Raw genomic sequence first — 16759 nt, 5'->3', positions numbered from 1 at the left:
TTCGTCATGACCCGGCTTGTCCGGGGCATCCACGTCTTCCCTACCTGCTGATCCGATACAGCACATGCCGCCTCAGCTTGTGCCCCTCGGGCAGGTTCGGATGGTCGAAATCATCCGCCGGGTCATGCGTCATGCCGATCCGCTTCATGACAGCTTGCGAACGTAAATTGCTCGTGGCGGTGAAGGAGACGATTTCCGGCAGCCCCAATTCGTCGAACCCATAGGCCAGCGCCGCCCGCGCGGCTTCGGAGGCATAGCCCTTGCCCCAGTGCGGCCTTGCCAGCCGCCAGCCGATTTCCACAACGCTTGCGGGCGGGGCGGGCACGAAGGGCGCTTCGAACATGACTTTCTGGATACCGGTAAAGCCGATGAAGGAGGCTTCGCCCGGTACTTCCAGCGCCCAGAAGCCGATCCCGTTTTCTTCGATGAGCCCCTTCAGCTTTGCGGCCACCGCGTCGCTTTCCGCGCGGCTGAGCGTAGCGGGGAAATGCTCCATCACCGCCGGGTCGGCGGACATGGCGGCGAAGGGCTCGAAATCCGCCTCGGTCCAGGGCCGGAGGATGAGGCGGTCCGTGGTCAGTATTGTCATCGGGGCTCCTCCATCCGGTCGGGCGGCATTTTTACCTCAAGCGCCGATGGGGTAAAAGCGGCCAACAGGAATTGAAACGAGGGAGGGTCCGGTGAGCGAGATGAAGCCGGTGATGAGCGTGGCGGAGCTGGAAGCCTTTCTGGACAAGGTGTTTCCCCAGATCCGGGAAAATGACGCGCGCAGCGAGATCGTCTCCATCGGCCCCGGCACGACGCGGCTGCATCTGCCGTTCAGCGACCGCAATTTGAGGCCGGGCGGCACGCTCTCCGGGCCGTCGCTCATGGCGCTCGCCGATTACGCCATGTATGCGGTGGTGCTCGCCCATATCGGCCCGGTGGAACTCGCCGTCACGACGAACCTCAATATCAATTTCCTGCGGAAGCCCGACCCGGCGGATGTCTATGCCGATGCACGGCTCTTGAAGCTCGGCCGCCGCCTTGCCGTGGGCGAGGTATCGATCGAACAGGAAGGCCAGGACGGCCCGGTCGCGCATGTGACCACGACCTATTCCATCCCGCCGAACCGGTGAGATATGGGGTGGGGGCTGCAAAGCGGCGGTGGCCGGGCTATATCGGTAGGTAACCGAAATTCCATTGCGCCGGGCGGGAGGTCTGCCGGGCGCCTTAAGTGACCCCGATGTTCAAGCCCTTCAAGGGAGTGCCGGAAGACGGCCTTCCCAATCCCCAGCGCTACCTCGCCATTGCCACGGTCGCCGCCGGCGTCACCATGGCCGTGCTGGACGGGGCGATCGTGAACATCGCGCTGCCGACCATCGCGCGCGATTTCAACGTCACGGCGGCGGATTCGGTCTGGGTGGTGAACGCCTATCAGTTCATCGTGCTGGTCTCGCTGCTCGCCTTTTCCTCGCTCGGCGAAATTTACGGCTATCGCTATATCTATCGCTTCGGGCTTGCCGTCTTCGGCGTCGCCTCGCTTGCCTGCGCCATGTCGGACAGTTTGTGGACGCTGGTGGCCGCGCGCCTGCTACAGGGGTTCGGCGCGGCGGCGATCATGAGCGTCAACACCGCGCTGGTGCGCTTCATCTATCCGCGTGCGCAGTTGGGGCGTGGCATCGCCATCAATGCACAGGTGGTGGCCGTCGCGGCGGCGGCGGGGCCGACGCTGGCCGCGGCCATCCTTTCCTTCACCTCCTGGCACTGGCTCTTCCTCATCAATATTCCCTTCAGCGTGCTGGCGCTCTGGCTGTCGCGTTACCTGCCCATGACGACCAGGGGGCGGCACAGCTTCGACTTCCCGAGCGCGGCGCTCAATGCGGCGACCTTCGCCTTGCTCATCGTCGGCATCGAGCAGCTGGGCCATGGGGTGGGAAATCTCGGCGTGCCGCTCGCCGCCTTTGCCGGGGCAGGGCTGGCGGGCTTCCTTCTCGTCCGCCGCCAGCTCGGCCGCCATGCGCCGCTTTTCCCGGTCGATCTGCTGAAGCTGCCGATTTTCAGCCTCTCGGTCGGCGCCTCGGTGACGAGCTTCATCGCCCAGCTCATGATCTTCATTTCGCTGCCTTTCTATTTCCAGAATGTACTGGGCTTCAGCGAACTCGATACCGGCCTTCTGATGACGCCCTGGCCGCTGGCGCTGCTCCTTTGCGCGCAGATCGTGGGACGGCTCACCGACCGCGTTCATCCCGGCTATCTCGGCTCGGCGGGGCTCGTCGTGCTGCTGGCCTCCGTGTTGTCGCTGGGGCTGATGCCCGCGCAGCCGGGCTATTTCGACATTATCTGGCGCATGTTCTTTGCCGGGCTCGGCTTTGCCTTCTTCCAGACGCCCAATAACCGTACGCTCATCAATGCCGCGCCGACCGAGCGCACGGGCGGGGCGAGCGGCACGCTGGGCATGGCGCGCCTGCTCGGCCAGACCACGGGCGCGGCCTTCGCGGCGGTGATTTTCCGCCTGTCGGGCGACGGCGCGGCGCGCGAAGCGCTCATGGTGGCGGCGGTCTGCGTGGCGCTGGCGCTCATCCTCAGCCTGTCGCGGCTGTCGCGCCGGGGCGGCCGGGGCAGGGATGCGGGACGCTCGCCGGAAGATTTTTGAGGTATTTAGATACCGCAAATGTAAGTTGCTGTTTTAAAGCCGTTTTTCTAGCCATGAACCGGCTCTTTAGTGTTGACAGCAGGCGCTCCCTCCCGTAAATCCAGCGCCAATCGAGGCCGGAATCTCCTTTCCGGCCTCCTTTTCATTAGCTCCTCCATCAGGGCCGGGTGCCGCCAAAAACGGGCAACCTGCGCCGACAGGGAAAATTCGCATGAAGACCTATCCCGCGAAGCCCGCCGAGGTCGAGAAGAAGTGGATCGTGATCGACGCCGAAGGCGTCGTGGTGGGGCGTCTTGCCTCGTTCGTCGCGAACCGGCTGCGTGGCAAGCACAAGCCGACCTACACGCCCCATATCGATTGCGGCGACAACGTCATCATCGTGAACGCCGACAAGGTCGTGTTCTCGGGCCGGAAGTATGACGATAAGCGCTATTACCGCCACACGGGCTATCCGGGCGGTATCAAGGAGACCTCTCCGAAGCGCATCCTGGAAGGCGCGCATCCCGAGCGCGCGCTCGAGCTGGCCGTTCAGCGCATGGTTCCGCGCGGACCGCTTGGCCGCAAGCAGCTTTCCAATCTCCATGTTTATGGCGGTGCGGAGCATCCGCATGAGGCGCAGAAGCCGGAAACGGTCGATTTCGCTGCCCTGAACCGCAAGAACGCGAGGACTGCCTGATGTCCGACACACACAGCCTTGAAGACCTGAAGGACGCGATGGAAGGCACGCCTTCCACGACGGCGACGACGCCGGCCGCGGAAGAAACCGCCGCGCCCGCCGAGCCCAAGCTCGACAAGTTTGGCCGTGCCTATGCCACGGGCCGCCGCAAGGATGCGATCGCTCGCGTCTGGCTGAAGCCCGGTTCCGGCAAGATCATGATCAACGGCAAGGAGCTGGACCGCTATTTCGCGCGTCCGGTGCTGCGCATGATCCTGCGCCAGCCGCTTGAAACCGCTCAGCGCGAAGACCAGTTCGACATCACCTGCACTGTGGTGGGCGGCGGTCTGTCCGGCCAGGCCGGTGCGCTGCGTCACGGTATCTCCCGTGCGCTGACCTATTACGAGCCGGCGCTCCGCCCGGCGCTGAAGGCTGAAGGCTTCCTCACGCGCGACTCGCGCGTCGTGGAACGCAAAAAGTACGGCAAGCGCAAGGCCCGCCGCAGCTTCCAGTTCTCGAAGCGTTAATCCGCTTCTGCTGGACACAAAATCAGGGCGCCCCGGATTACCGGGGCGCCCTTTTTTGTTGTCCAAAGAGGATGGTACAGAATTATTTTGTTGCTTCGTCCAGCACCGAATAGTGATCTGGTGCAATGGTTTTCATCATTTCGAATATCTCATTGAGTACCTTCTTTGTTTCAGGAACCAAGGAAGGATTAAAACCGGCGCCGGTGATGTGAGATTGATCGTTCGTGAATTTGTAGATTGCATCGAGTTTTTGTGCGTCGAAGCCAGTATTTTTCAACATATCCATCTTTAGATAGAATGATTGGCTGTTTGGTACCCGATACATGAGGAAGGACTCCCATACCTTCCGAGCAATATTAGGTACAGGATAGGCTCGGGCTATCGAGCCATCTTGTTCGTCGCGCATCTCTCTGAGTCGCTTAAACAAGTAGTGGTACTCGCTTTCGTACTCCTGAAGTTCTGAATCCATCGCATCGATTGAAGCTCGTCGGCTATCACCATCCATATAGTTGTTGACCATATAGAAGCCGGTCTTCTTTTTTCGTGCGCCACCTCGCCAGTTGATTAGCAATTTCAAAAAATCAAAATTGTGAGTCAGGATGATAACCTGCTCGCAGTCTTTCACAGCATTCTTCAGGAACGAGAACGCTTGGTAGAGCGAATTTGAATCCAAACTCGATACTGGATCATCGACAACTACGATCCCGTTTTGTTTCTGGAATTGTCCGTCACTGAGGTGGACTACAAAATAGACGAATGCGATGGCTGTTTTTTCTCCTTCGCTCAATCGGGTTGCTGGTTTTTCACCTCTCATAATCTTGTAGCCAGTTGTTATCTCTTCCTGGATGCCATCGTCGTTTGTAACGACCTCTATATCGGGTGTGAAAGTTAGTTCGTTTCTTCCTAAGAACGTTGTTAGGTTTTCACTGATTTGCGTGCACGCCTTGTGAGTTGATGAAATCTGCGAACGCGCGTGCGCTATTCGTGCTTGAACTATAGATATTTCTTGTTCTCTTTTGACTAGATCCTCTTCAAGTGTTTCTATTTCTTTTCTTCGATTTGTTACGTCTTCAAAAATCGAACTCAGATGATGCTCTGTTAGCTTTTTCTCAGCATCAGCTTGAATTGCCTGAAAGCCTTTCGTTTTGACATTGTGCTCGTTCAAAACAGAATTGAGAGAAGAGAGAGCGGATTGAAATTTTTGAACATCGAATTTGACCTCGAGAGGAACAACTTTGTTTGTTTCCGCTTTTTTGTCCCGGAGTATCGTTCCGAGAGCAGTAACTTGGGCTAAGAGCAATGCTTTGGATTGTTCAAACTCGTTTTCGACGAGCCGATATTTTTCTCTTAACTCATGGTACAGACGAACTTCGTCGTAGAGACTCATTCGCGTTAGAAATCCGTGAATTTCTCGAAGCTGAGCAAGAACAACCTCAATGCGTTCTTTGAGCCTTCGATCTTCGTCGTTGAAATGCTTCGCTAGCTGCAGCAGGCGCGCGGGAGAGATGGCGTTGCCGCAATACTCGCACTTATCAGACTCGTGTCTTTCATGGAGTAATTTGCCTTGCTCGACCCACTCTGCGATGTCGGGATTTTCGGTCAGGCGGCTTATCGCTTCAGCTTCGACGCTTGTGGCACTCAGCTTTCGTCCTTGCTCGTAGCAGTTTGAGAGTGACTCAATGATGTTGTGTTTTACGCCGTCCGTAGAGATTGCTTTTGCTTCAATTGGATCAAGCTCGTCGAGCATTTCTTGGCGGATTGCTAAGGTGCTTTTCTCTATTTCATCATCGGTGAGAAGGCGCGGTTCAGTGAGATTGGCGAAATCTTTCTTGGCATTCGGGCTCCGGTAGTTTCGGGGAGCTCCGGATCGTCCTGATATCGCGGCTCCTATAGTCTTGGCGACCTCGCTAAAGGCTTTCTCATTCTCTTTTTCTTTTCTTTGCTTCTTCTGGGTGTAGCCCTGAAACTCATGAAGTTTCCCTACGTTTTTGGGATCATTAGCATCGCCGTTTAGGGTCGTTTCGTCGCGCCGGATCTGCTCGACGAGTTTCTTGTTCGTCGCACCAAGCAAAATTGAAATGGTGTTTGCGCGGGAGTCCAGGATGCGAACGTTTTCTTCGATATAGTCTTGGTTGAAAACTCGGATGGAGGTTGTGAACTCGTCAGCCTCCTTGAAGCTTGTGCCATCCTCCACCTCAAACTCATATTGAATGTTTGATTGGGAGGATTCTTCAACTTCACTGAACCAGCGCGTCAGCGTTGTTTTGCCGCAACCATTCCATCCGTAGACTAGGTTCACTTCTTTGAAGCTTGGAGTTGCTGGCTTCCATGAGAAGTCTGAAAAGACCAAGCCGAGATTCTTGACCTTCTTTATCTTGGATATTTTTGCCATAGGAAATCTTTTGTTAGGACAAAGTCGCGGTGAGGTCTTCCCTGTTTGCTATGTACTTTATGTTGGAGTGTAGTGATTGTGTTAAATTTTATCGCTTTTAAGAGCTAATTGGTGCCGCTCGTTATATTGTTGTTTGTTTTCAATAATTTGGATGTTCGAGAATTGTCTCGCTCGAAATAGATCAGGGCGCCCGGTTTTCCGAGGCGCCCTTTTTGTTTCTTCGTCATTGCGAGGAGCGAAGCGACGAAGCAATCCAGTCCGGCGGTTGCCGCCTCTGGATTGCTTCGCTTGCGCTCGCAATGACGGCAGCCGTTAAAACTCCCGCAGGTTATCCCGCAGCAGCTTGTGCTTGTATTCCGTGCGCATCAGGCCGCGCTTCTGGAGGGCAGGCACGAGGCCGTCCGTTACTTCCACCACATAGCGGCGGCTGACGCGCAGGGTCGGCGTCGTGACGAGGAAGCCGTCGCCGCCCACTTCTGCCATCGCTTCGCCCATGCGCTCGGCCACCTGGTCGGGCGTGCCGATCAGTTCCAGCGACGACACCATGCCGCCGCCGCTGTCGGCGGCGAGTTCGCGCAGGGTCTTGCCGCTGCCCCATTGCTGGAACTTGTCGAGCGTGCCGGACTCGCCGTTCGTCACCAGCTTTTCCGGCAGCGGCTTGTCGAGGTCGAATTGCGCGAAGTCGATTTCGGTGATGCCCGACATGGAGACCAGAATGTCGGTGACGAAATTGTCCGACATCATCACGCGGTCGTATTTCTCGCGGGCTTCCTTTTCCGTCTCGCCGAGCGTCGGCGTGATGCAGAAGAGCACCTTGATGTCGTCCGGATTGCGGCCGAGTTTTTCGGCGCGCGCGCGAATATCGTCGCGGAAGGCCTTCATGCCTTCGACGCCGTTTGCGACCGAGACGATGGAGTCCGCATGGGTGGCGGCGAAATCGCGCCCGCGCGGCGAGGCGCCGGCCTGCACGAAGACGGGTTTTCCCTGCGGCGAGGGCACGGTGTTGAGCGGTCCGCGCACATTGAAGAACTCGCCCTTGTGGTCGATGGTGTGCACCTTGGACGGGTCGGCATAGACGCCGTTTTCGCGGTCCAGCACCACCGCGTCCGGCTCCCAGCTTTCAAAGAGCTTGTGCACGACCTCCATATATTCGTCGGCCATCGCATAGCGCTGCTCGCGCGGCGGCAGCGCGTCCATGTTGAAGTTCTGCGCAGCGAGGTCTTCCGCGCTCGTCACGACGTTCCAGCCGAAACGGCCTTTCGTCAGGCTGTCGATAGTGGAGGAAAGCCGCGTCAGCATGAAGGGCGGGTAGGCCATGGTGGACATGGTGGCGATGACGCCGAGATGTTGCGTCGCCATGCCCATGGCGACGGCCAGCGGCGCGGGATCGTGCTTGGGTGCGATCATGGCGGCTTTCAGCGCCAGGTCGCGGCTGCCGCCGTAGATCTCCGGCACCATGAGCTTGTCCTCGATCATGATGTAGTCGAAGCAGGCCCGGTCCAGCATCTTCGCCATCTCGATATAGAACTCTCCGTCCCAGGGCGTGCCGCCATTGCCGAAGGGTTCGCGCCATTCGTCCGGCGTGAAGTTCATGAACCATGAGAGGTGAAAACGCTTGTCGGTCATTGGATATCCTCGAAACTCTGCCGCCTGGATATGAGGGAGCCGGACGGATACGAAACAATCGGGTGTCGCCACTATTAAGCGCTTGTTTAATAGTGGCTGGCAAGGGTTTTATTGGGGAGGGCGCGAAGGCCCGTGGCGGGGTAGGGATATTTTGCAATAGCAGGCGGGCGTCACTACCTTGTGCGCCGACCCCCTAAGCATCGGCGGCCTAAGAGCCGGATGGTCAGGAACGGAAGATGAGCGGCAAGCAGACGAGAAAGCGGCTGGACCCGGCGGAGCGGAAAGAGCTGATCCTGGAAGGGGCGCTCAAGCTTTTTGCCGAGCGGCACTACACCATCGTCACGGTGCGCGACATTGCGCGCGGCTGCGGGATGAATGTCGCGCTCATCTATCACTATTTCGACGACAAGGATCATCTGGTCCGCTCCACGCTCGCTCATGCGATCGGCGAGTTTCTGGACAGCTATTCCGCGCGCACGGCGGAGGAGAGCGGCGACCCGCTGGGCGAGATCGGCGCCTGGCTCGACGCCAATATCGAGATGGCACCCACGCTTCTCAGGATGGTGAAGCTGATGGCGGATTATTCCGTCTCCGGCGACCGGCATGACGAGATCGGCCAGATGATCGGCGAGTTCTATGCCCGCGAGCAGGAGGTGCTGGAAAAGGCGATCCGGCGCGGCATCCGGCGGGGCACTTTCCGCAAGGTGGATGTGAAGCGAACGGCGCGCCAGGTCAGCCTCACGCTTGACGGCATCTTCCATGCCTCCGCCAGCCGCGCGGACGACCGCATCCCGCAGGATATTGCGGATCTGGCGGACCTGCTGCGGCGTATTCTGGGCGTCGAAGGGGCCGAAACCTCCATAAAACCGCCGAAAAAGCCCCGCCGCAAACCGGCGGCGGCGGATTAGCCCGGCGCATCGCTTTTCCGCGGTGTCTTGCGGTCTTTCCCCGATCCATATATCCCCTCGCTCTCGAACAGGAGCTGGAAACATGGCGACCAGAATTTTCATCGACGGCGAAGTCGGCACGACGGGTCTTCAGATCAAGTCTCGGCTGGCGCAGCGTTCCGATCTCGACTTCATCTCGCTCGGCGAGGAGAAGCGCAAGGACGCGGCTGCCCGGCGCGAGGCGCTCAATGAAGCCGATGTCGTCATTCTCTGCCTGCCGGACGACGCCGCGCGTGAGGCAGTCACGCTCATCGACAATGACCGCACACGGGTAATCGACGCCTCCACCGCGCATCGGGTGGCCGATGGCTGGACCTATGGCTTCCCGGAAATGACGCCCTCGCAGAAGCAGGAAATCTCCGGCGCCATGCGGGTCACCAATCCGGGCTGCTATCCGACCGGCATGATCGCGCTCGTGCGGCCGCTGGTCGATGCGGGGCTCGTGCCGTCGGGCTGGCCGCTCACCGTCAATGCCGTGTCGGGCTATTCCGGCGGCGGCAAGGGCATGATCGCCGAGTTCGAGGACGAGAGCGCCGCCAACCACACCAAGGACAATTACCGCACCTATGCGCTCACGCTTGCGCACAAGCATGTGCCGGAAATGCAGGCCTATGGCGGGCTTTCCCATCCGCCGCTTTTCGCGCCTGCCGTGGGCCGTTATGCGCAGGGCATGATCGTGGACGTGCCGCTCCAGCTCTGGGCGCTCGAGGGCACGCCGACGCCCGCCGCGCTGCGGGATGTGCTGGCGAAGCATTTCGAAGGCCGGCAATTCGTCAGCGTGGCGAGCGCGGAAGAAACGGACGCCATGAAGGGGCTCGACCCGGAAGGCCTCAACGGCACCAACCGGCTGAAGCTCTTCGTCTTCGGCAATGAGCAGACGCAGCAGGCAAGGCTCGTGGCGCTTCTCGACAATCTCGGCAAGGGCGCGTCGGGCCAGGCCGTGCAGTGCCTCAACATCATGACCGGCGCGGAAGAAGGTCTGGGCGTCGATCTTTAAAATGTGTGTCATCCCGGCGAAAGCCGGGACCCACTCGCCACAATCACTTGCCGCAGCGGTCAATAGATCCCGGGAATAAATCCCGGGATGACAGCAGGTGTTTGGAGTTGGGTGGAAAACAAACCATCAGTGTCGTCCCGGCACTCGTTGCCGGGACCCAATCACCTCTCAAATTTGCCGAAATGCCAATGGGTCCCGCCCGCGCATGGCGATGGCGTCCGGCTGCCGACCTCGCGGAGATGACGCTGGAGGAATTAATCGGCGCATCAAGAAGCTAAGCGTCGATCTCTAATCTTTGTGTCCGTCATGGCCCGGCTTGTCCGGGCCATCCACGTCTTTCCGCGGCGTAAGTCGTGGATGCCCCGCATGAAGCGGGGCATGACGCCGCATTTTCTCCGACTGAATTTCACCTCCCGCCCGTATCTATCTCCATAACGGAGATTGCTGGAGGGCATGAGGTGGACATCAGACCTTTTTACCGTCCCATATGGGCCGGACTTTTTATTATTGCCGTGTTGCTGGTCGCGACGCTGATTGCCGCCGCATCGGAAGCGGTCGGCACGACATTCCGCATTCCCGATACGGGGCAGACGGATTGTTACGGGGCCGATGCGAATACGGGCGGCCCGCGTGCCTGTCCCGCGCCGGGCGAGCGCGGTTACGGGCAGGATGCGCAATACCGCATCAACACGCCGCATTACGTCGATAATGGCGATGGCACGGTGACGGATAGCGTTACCGGGCTCATGTGGCAGAAGGGCTTTACGCGCAACGTATCCTTCGGGAATGCCGCTATCGTCGCCCGGATGGCCGACACGGGCGGCTACAAGGACTGGCGCGTGCCGACCATCAAGGAGCTTTACTCGCTGATGGATTTCAACGGAACCACCGGCCGCGCCCGGCCCGAGAGCAGCTCCGCGCCATCCGATGCGGTTCCCTTCATCGATACCGCGGCGTTCGATTTCGAATATCCGTCTACGAACCGATACATCGACGCGCAATATCTGACCTCCACCGCCTATAAGGGGCGCGCTATGCATCAAGCGGCGTTTTTCGGCGTCAATTTCGCCGACGGGCGCATCAAGGGCTATCCGCAGCGCAGGCGGCGCAACGGTGGCGGCTGGTATTTGCGCCTCGTGCGCGGCAACCCCGCCTATGGCAAGAACGACTTCCACGACAATGGGAACGGCACGGTCACCGACAGTGCGACGGGCCTTCAATGGATGAAGGGGGATAGCGGCGATGCCGCCTTCCGCGCCGCGCTTGCCGACACCTATTATAAGGACGGCCGTATGGACTGGCCGGAGGCGCTTGCCTTCTGCGAGGCGCTTTCCTATAGCGGTCATGACGATTGGCGGCTGCCGAACGCCAAGGCGCTGCAAACTATCCTCGACTACACGCGCTCGCCGCAGGCCACGCAATCGGCGGCCATCGATCCCGTTTTCGGTGCAACCGAAATCACCGACGAGGCGGGCAAGCCGGACTATGCCGGGTACTGGTCCTCCACCACGCATCTCGACGGGCGTGTCCGGGGCGGGTCCGCGGTGGTCGTCTATTTCGGCGAAGCGCTCGGCACCGGGCCTAACGGCTCCCGGCCCGGCGCGCCCAATGGCGGCGGGTTGTTCGGCGGCGGCCGCCCGCCCTTCGGCAATATGGGTCCGCCTCCCGGCATGGGGTCCAACCGGGGCAGTTCCTCGGCGTCGCCGGGCGATGTCATGGATGTGCATGGCGTGGGCGCGCAGCGCAGCGACCCCAAGACCGGCGATCCGTCGAGCTATCCTGTCTATGGCCATGGGCCGCAGGGCGATGTGCAGCGCGTCTATAATTACGTCCGCTGCGTGCGCTCTGCCGGCTGAAACTCACACCCTCAGGAGCACGACCCCCGCCGCCACGACGCAGGCCGCGATGAGCGCGCGGGGGCCGAGCCCTTCCTTCAGCACAAGGCCGGAAATCAGCGCGGCGAAAACGACGCTGGTTTCGCGTAGCGCGGAGACGGGGCCAAGCGGCGAGAACTTCATCGCCCAGATCACGATCCCATAGGCGATCATGGACATCGCCGCGCCGCCCATTCCGGCCAGCGCCACCTTGCGCGAGGCGAATATCTTCGAAGGCCCCCGCCGGATGAAGGCAATCGCGGTGACGGGAAGCCCGTGCAGCAGGAAGAGCCAGACCACATAGGCCTCGGGCGTCGCCGCGGTGCGTCCGCCGATACCGTCCACGACGGAATAACTCGCAATGGCAAGCCCGGTGCCGAGCGCATAGGTGATGCCGCGCAGGTCGCGGGGCTCCGCTTCCCCATCGGGTCGCCGCCGCCAGGCAAGGCTCACAATGCCTGCGATGATGAGGCCGATGGCGAGCGTCGCATGCGGCGCCAGCGCTTCGCCCATGGCAAAGCCCGCCATGGTCACCAGGGCGGGCGCAAAGCCGCGCGCCAGCGGATAGACCTGCCCGAAATCGCCATGCTCATAGGCGCTGATCAGCAGCAGCATATAGGTCGTGTGGATGCAGACCGCGACGACGAGGATGCGCGCGACCTCCCATGAGGGCAGCTCCACGAAAAAGACGAGGGGCAGGGCGATCAGACTGGTCGTGCCCGCGATCCAGCCCATCATCACCATCCGGTCGCCGGTGGACTTCACCATGGCATTCCAGCAGGCATGCAGCAGGGCGGCGAGAAGGACGAGGGCGGTGACGCTGGCGGACAATCGAAACTCCTGACGCCGCGGGATGGCGGCGCGGAGACCCTAGCCCGGGCGGGCCGCGATTCGGAGCCCGATTTTCTGGAAAGGGCTTTGCGCGGAACCCGTATATGCCTTCGTCATGCCCCGCTTTATGCGGGGTATCCACGTCTTTGCGACGTTTAAAGGCGTGGATGGCCCGGACAAGCCGGGCCATGACGACATCTGGAAATTTCAGTAGCGCAATCCCTCCAAACCCATCAATCTGGCCGGCTTTGTTTTCCGCAGGAGGATGAAATGCCAAGGCAGAATGAAGGCGGGCAGGATAAGGGCAGACAGGATAGGGATTGGCGCGAGCAGAACCGGGAGATGTGGGATGCGACCCTGCCGGGCCATCTCAAATCGCCGATCTATAATGTCGAGGCCTTCCGCGCCGGTGCGCTTTCGCTGCAAAAGCTGGAGGTCGAAGACCTTGGCGATGTGAGTGGCAAGTCGCTCGTCCATCTCCAGTGTCATTTCGGTCTCGACACGCTCTCCTGGGCGCGGCTCGGGGCCAAGGTCACAGGCCTCGATTTTTCCGGCGAGGCGATGGCGGTGGCGCGGCAGCTTGCGGAGGAAACCGGGCTCGAAGCGCGCTTCGTCACGGCGGATGTCTATGACGCGCCCTCAGCCCTCGGCGAGACCTATGACATCGTCTATACGGGCATCGGCGCGCTGCCCTGGCTGCCGGATATGGATCGCTGGGCGCGCGTCGTGCGTGATCTCCTGAAGCCCGGCGGCGAGCTTTACCTCTTCGAGTTTCATCCGCTGGAATGGATGCTGGACGAGCAGGGCGACGGCACGCGGCTGCGCTATCCCTATTTCACGCCGCCGGAAGGGTTTCGCGAAGGCGGCGCCGTCACCTATGCGGGCGGATATGAAAGCGAGGCCGACGCGCCAAGCGTGCAGTGGAACCATCCGCTGGGAGAGGTCGTCACCGCGCTCATCCGCGCCGGGCTTACGATTACGGAGCTACGTGAACTCGACCGCAACATTCTCAATACCTGGGACGGCATGGTCCAGATGGAAGACGGCCTCTACGCCATGCCGCCCGACAGGCCGTCGCTCCCGTTCATGTATGTGCTGCGGGCGAAGCTCTGAATTCCCTCTGGGTGTCATCCCGGCGGAAGCCGGGATCCACTCGCAATAGTCATTTGCCGAAAGGCCAATGGGTCCCGGCTTACGCCGGGATGACATTTGTTGTGTGGGGACAGGCTTCCCCCAAACGCTTCCCCGTCATTGCGAGGAGCGGAGCGACGACGCAATCCATGCCTTGCCGTATCGCACTGGATTGCTTCGCTGCCGCTCGCAATGACGGCGGCGTCTCAATCCTCCGATTTGTCATCGTGTAAGGCCCCGGTGACCTCTAGCAATCCTTGGTGATAAAGAATTTTCGAGAATGAAATAACGTGTTTCCATAGGTGCGTCACAATTTTGGGGTGTTGGGATGGGAAAAATTCAAAAGGCGTTTGATGAAATAATTAAAGACATTCCACGTTCATTTGTCGAAAAATTACTAATTGAAAAAATAAGCAAAAGCGAACACCAAATACCAAAAAAGAAAAAAACTGAACTGGCAAAAAAATTATCAGACATTATTTTTAGCGGAACATTGCCTGCGGATGGGATTTTTTTGGAAGATTCTTCTCTTGGAGGTAATGTGAATGTTCGAATAACAAAGGATGATGTTGAATATCTAAATAATTCTGTTTCTTCTTTTTTTGACGATTTAACGAATGTAATTAATTCTTCATCAGAGTCAATTGCGTCATCTATTTTGGATGATTTCAAAGAAACCTGGGCCGAGTACTATTTATGGGATGAAAAAACAACAGAAGTTTTTTTGTCTAATGTTCAGGCTCGTTGGGGCGAGGCTTTCTTTTTACTGAAGCTGCTTATTGAGATTTCCAGAGATATTGGGGAGGAGACCAGCGAAAAATTGAGGAGGTCTCGCGCAAAAAAACGGATTCCTTATGCGCGCCTAGCTTTAGTGAAATTGCATGCACGTGCATGTCAGGTTTCGTCTGAGATTTTGATTCTGCTGGAAAATGGATACGCAAACGGAGCAGTGGCCCGATGGCGCACTCTTTATGAAATCGGTGTTGTTATGACGCTTATTTCGGATGGTGGGGATGTTGTGGGCAAAAGATATCTCGATCATGAGGCGGTAGCACAAAAACAAGCTTTGGATGAAGCTCTTCGCCTCGATGAGGGCGATAGTGTCAAAATATCGAAAAAACTCAGAAGGGATACTGAACGTTACTATAATTCCGTACTCGAATTATATGGACGCTCGTTTGGCGGGGCGTATGGGTGGGCCGCAGAATATTTGGGTAGTACTCGTCCTACATTTAAGGACCTTGAACAAGCAGCTGGACGCGTCGATATGCGGTCAACCTATAAGATGGCGAGCTATAGTGTCCATGCAGGCGTTAGAGGAATAACTTCCAGTCATAGCCATATAGACTATTTTACGGATGAGATTATTGCTGGGGCGAGTAATGCGGGTATGGCAGAGCCGGGAGAAAACACTGCCTTTAATCTTACTCTAGCGACGGGTTTGCTATTTAGGACGAAAATGAAAATGGACGAAATCGTCAAGCTCAGAGTCTTGGTGATGCTGAGAGATGAAATAGTACATGAGTTTAGACGCGCCCAGCGTCAGTTAAAAAAGGATCATGCTCGAAGCCAGAGGCAATCCGACTAAATACGAATTAAATGAGCTTTGCAGTGGATAGGAGGCGGGCCTCAATCCTCCGACTTCACCGTCACATATGACCCCGGCGCTTCCTCGATGACGTCGAGCTTGCCGTCGCCGGGTACGCGGGCGGGCACCTGCTCGCCGGATTTTTCGTCGAGCCATTCCACCCAGTCCGGCCACCAGGAGCCGGGATGCTGTTCGGCGGTGTCGGCCCAGACATAGGGCGACTCCGGGAATTCCTCGTTTGTGAGGTAGTAATATTTGTTCGCCAGCGGCGGGTTGATGACGCCCGCGATATGCCCCGAGCCCGCCACGATGAAGCGCATCGGCCCTGAAAAGAGCTTCGTTGCCTTGTAGACGGAGTTGAAGGGTGAGATGTGGTCCTCGCGGCTCGATTGCAGATAAGTCGGTATGCTGATCTTCGTCAGGTCGAGCTTCTCGCCGCCCAGCACCATTTCGCCTTTCGAGAGGCGGTTCTCCAGATAGCATTGCCGCATATAGAACACATGCATGGCGGCGGGCAGGCGCGTCGCATCGGCATTCCAGTAGAGAATGTCGAAGGGCATGGGTTCGCGGCCCAGCATGTAATTGTTGACGACATAGTTCCAGATCAGGTCGTTGGAGCGCAGCATGTTGAAGGTGTTGGCCATGGTCGACCCCTTCAGATAGCCGCCCTTCTGCTTCATCTCCTTTTCGATTTCCGAAATCTGGTCCTCGTCGATGAAGACCTGCAGATCGCCCGCTTCGGAGAAGTCCACCTGCGCGACGAGGAAGGTCGCAGACTTGATGCGGGTGTCGCCCTTGGCCGCCATATGGGCGAGCGAGCAGGCGAGCAGGGTGCCGCCGATGCAATAGCCGACGGCGTTCACTTCCTTTTCGCCGGTCGCCTGTTCCACCGCGTCGAGGGCGGCATAGACACCCTCATACATGTAGTCCTCGAAGCTCTTCATCGCGAGATGCGCGTCCGGGTTCACCCAGCTTGCGACGAAGACGGTGTAGCCATTGTCGACGCAATATTTGATGAGCGACTTCTGCGGCGTCAGGTCGAGGATGTAATATTTGTTGATCCAGGGCGGGAAGATGAGAAGCGGCGTTTTGTGCGCCGTCTCCGTCGTGGGCTCATACTGAATGAGCTGCATCAGGTCGTTCTGGTAGACGACCTTGCCCGGCGTCAGCGCGATATTCTTGCCGAGCTCGAAGGCGGACATATCGGTCTGCTGGATCTGCAGCTTGCCATGGCCCCGGTCCACATCCTCGAAGAGATGCTTCATGCCCTTGGCGAGGTTCTCGGCATTGGTGGCGAGCGTCGTGCGCAGGATTTCCGGATTGGTGACGGGGAAGTTCGACGGCGAAATCGCGTTGGAAAGCTGGCGCATATAGAAGTCCGCCTTCTGGCGGGTGTGCTTGTCGAGCCCATCGGTTTGCTCCACCTGGTCGACCAGCCATTTCGCGGTCAGCAGATAGGCCTGTTTCATCACGTCGAAGACGAGGTTTTCCTGCCAGTCGGGGTCGCGGAAGCGCTTGTCGGAGCGGGCGGGCTCGGCCAGCGGCGCGACAGGCTC

At 58.7% G+C, this 16759-nt stretch carries 14 protein-coding genes; 9 read left to right on the top strand and 5 right to left on the bottom strand.

Features of this window, described 5'->3' with window-relative positions; all coding sequences use genetic code 11:
- Positions 1 to 40: 40 nt before the first annotated feature.
- Positions 41 to 589: a GNAT family N-acetyltransferase gene (locus CMI59_RS04600; RefSeq protein WP_293325368.1), complete on the bottom strand. Its 549-nt coding sequence runs from the start codon at positions 587 to 589 to the stop codon at positions 41 to 43.
- A gap of 100 nt (positions 590 to 689) precedes the next feature.
- On the opposite strand from CMI59_RS04600, the gene CMI59_RS04595 reads away from it, so the two are divergent.
- The 4 genes from CMI59_RS04595 (at position 690) to rpsI (ending at position 3817) form a co-directional block, all read left to right on the top strand.
- Complete coding sequence (locus CMI59_RS04595; RefSeq protein ID WP_293325374.1) at positions 690 to 1118, top strand: PaaI family thioesterase; 429 nt, start codon at positions 690 to 692, stop codon at positions 1116 to 1118.
- A gap of 107 nt (positions 1119 to 1225) precedes the next feature.
- The gene (locus CMI59_RS04590; protein WP_293325371.1) at positions 1226 to 2635 is read left to right on the top strand and encodes an MFS transporter; all 1410 of its coding nucleotides are present in this window, start codon (positions 1226 to 1228) and stop codon (positions 2633 to 2635) included.
- A gap of 211 nt (positions 2636 to 2846) precedes the next feature.
- Positions 2847 to 3311 (top strand): 50S ribosomal protein L13, encoded by a 465-nt coding sequence (gene rplM, locus CMI59_RS04585; protein ID WP_293325365.1) that lies wholly within the window; start codon positions 2847 to 2849, stop codon positions 3309 to 3311.
- A complete protein-coding gene (gene rpsI / locus CMI59_RS04580) occupies positions 3311 to 3817 on the top strand; it encodes a 30S ribosomal protein S9 (RefSeq protein WP_293325362.1) in 507 nt (168 codons plus the stop codon). The genes rplM and rpsI overlap by 1 nt, the downstream gene beginning before the upstream one ends.
- 82 nt (positions 3818 to 3899) lie before the next feature.
- Here the strand turns inward: rpsI and CMI59_RS04575 are convergent, their stop codons facing one another.
- Both CMI59_RS04575 and CMI59_RS04570 read right to left on the bottom strand, forming a co-directional pair.
- Positions 3900 to 6209, bottom strand: a complete 2310-nt coding sequence (locus CMI59_RS04575; protein ID WP_293325360.1) for an AAA family ATPase — start codon at positions 6207 to 6209, stop codon at positions 3900 to 3902.
- 312 nt (positions 6210 to 6521) lie between these two features.
- Entirely contained in the window at positions 6522 to 7835 is a 1314-nt protein-coding gene (locus tag CMI59_RS04570) for an NtaA/DmoA family FMN-dependent monooxygenase (protein ID WP_293325357.1), read from the bottom strand.
- A gap of 236 nt (positions 7836 to 8071) precedes the next feature.
- On the opposite strand from CMI59_RS04570, the gene CMI59_RS04565 reads away from it, so the two are divergent.
- The 3 genes from CMI59_RS04565 to CMI59_RS04555 all read left to right on the top strand — a co-directional run bounded on the left by CMI59_RS04565 (position 8072) and on the right by CMI59_RS04555 (position 11635).
- A complete protein-coding gene (locus CMI59_RS04565) occupies positions 8072 to 8743 on the top strand; it encodes a TetR/AcrR family transcriptional regulator (protein WP_293325355.1) in 672 nt (223 codons plus the stop codon).
- Positions 8744 to 8825: 82 nt separating this feature from the next.
- Entirely contained in the window at positions 8826 to 9779 is a 954-nt protein-coding gene (argC, locus tag CMI59_RS04560; protein ID WP_293325353.1) for an N-acetyl-gamma-glutamyl-phosphate reductase, read from the top strand.
- Positions 9780 to 10237: 458 nt separating this feature from the next.
- A complete protein-coding gene (locus CMI59_RS04555) occupies positions 10238 to 11635 on the top strand; it encodes a DUF1566 domain-containing protein (RefSeq protein ID WP_293325350.1) in 1398 nt (465 codons plus the stop codon).
- A gap of 3 nt (positions 11636 to 11638) precedes the next feature.
- Here the strand turns inward: CMI59_RS04555 and CMI59_RS04550 are convergent, their stop codons facing one another.
- Entirely contained in the window at positions 11639 to 12484 is an 846-nt protein-coding gene (locus CMI59_RS04550; protein ID WP_293325347.1) for an EamA family transporter, read from the bottom strand.
- Between the two features lie 270 nt (positions 12485 to 12754).
- Here CMI59_RS04550 and CMI59_RS04545 point away from each other — a divergent pair, with 270 nt between their 5' ends.
- Together CMI59_RS04545 and CMI59_RS04540 are read left to right on the top strand one after the other, a co-directional pair.
- Positions 12755 to 13597, top strand: a complete 843-nt coding sequence (locus CMI59_RS04545; protein ID WP_293325345.1) for a class I SAM-dependent methyltransferase — start codon at positions 12755 to 12757, stop codon at positions 13595 to 13597.
- A 346-nt stretch (positions 13598 to 13943) separates the two neighbouring features.
- Positions 13944 to 15203: a DUF5677 domain-containing protein gene (locus CMI59_RS04540; RefSeq protein WP_293325342.1), complete on the top strand. Its 1260-nt coding sequence runs from the start codon at positions 13944 to 13946 to the stop codon at positions 15201 to 15203.
- Between the two features lie 41 nt (positions 15204 to 15244).
- On the opposite strand, the gene phaC is transcribed toward CMI59_RS04540, so the two are convergent.
- A partial coding sequence (gene phaC, locus CMI59_RS04535) for a class I poly(R)-hydroxyalkanoic acid synthase (RefSeq protein ID WP_293325339.1) occupies positions 15245 to 16759 on the bottom strand: 1515 nt, incomplete at its 5' end.

This window comes from Parvibaculum sp., from assembly GCF_002684405.1.
Classification (GTDB): domain Bacteria; phylum Pseudomonadota; class Alphaproteobacteria; order Parvibaculales; family Parvibaculaceae; genus Parvibaculum.
Note: the sequence above shows the minus strand (reverse complement) of the source record. Positions and strands in the feature narration are given on the sequence as shown.

Coding starts and splice junctions, on each gene's coding strand:
- CMI59_RS04545 (WP_293325345.1), top strand. CDS start 12,755: ATGCCAAGGCAGAATGAAGGCGGGCAGGATAAGGGCAGACAGGATAGG.
- CMI59_RS04590 (WP_293325371.1), top strand. CDS start 1,226: ATGTTCAAGCCCTTCAAGGGAGTGCCGGAAGACGGCCTTCCCAATCCC.
- CMI59_RS04575 (WP_293325360.1), bottom strand. CDS start 6,209: ATGGCAAAAATATCCAAGATAAAGAAGGTCAAGAATCTCGGCTTGGTC.
- rpsI (WP_293325362.1), top strand. CDS start 3,311: ATGTCCGACACACACAGCCTTGAAGACCTGAAGGACGCGATGGAAGGC.
- CMI59_RS04570 (WP_293325357.1), bottom strand. CDS start 7,835: ATGACCGACAAGCGTTTTCACCTCTCATGGTTCATGAACTTCACGCCG.
- CMI59_RS04595 (WP_293325374.1), top strand. CDS start 690: ATGAAGCCGGTGATGAGCGTGGCGGAGCTGGAAGCCTTTCTGGACAAG.
- CMI59_RS04540 (WP_293325342.1), top strand. CDS start 13,944: ATGGGAAAAATTCAAAAGGCGTTTGATGAAATAATTAAAGACATTCCA.
- rplM (WP_293325365.1), top strand. CDS start 2,847: ATGAAGACCTATCCCGCGAAGCCCGCCGAGGTCGAGAAGAAGTGGATC.
- CMI59_RS04565 (WP_293325355.1), top strand. CDS start 8,072: ATGAGCGGCAAGCAGACGAGAAAGCGGCTGGACCCGGCGGAGCGGAAA.
- CMI59_RS04600 (WP_293325368.1), bottom strand. CDS start 589: ATGACAATACTGACCACGGACCGCCTCATCCTCCGGCCCTGGACCGAG.
- argC (WP_293325353.1), top strand. CDS start 8,826: ATGGCGACCAGAATTTTCATCGACGGCGAAGTCGGCACGACGGGTCTT.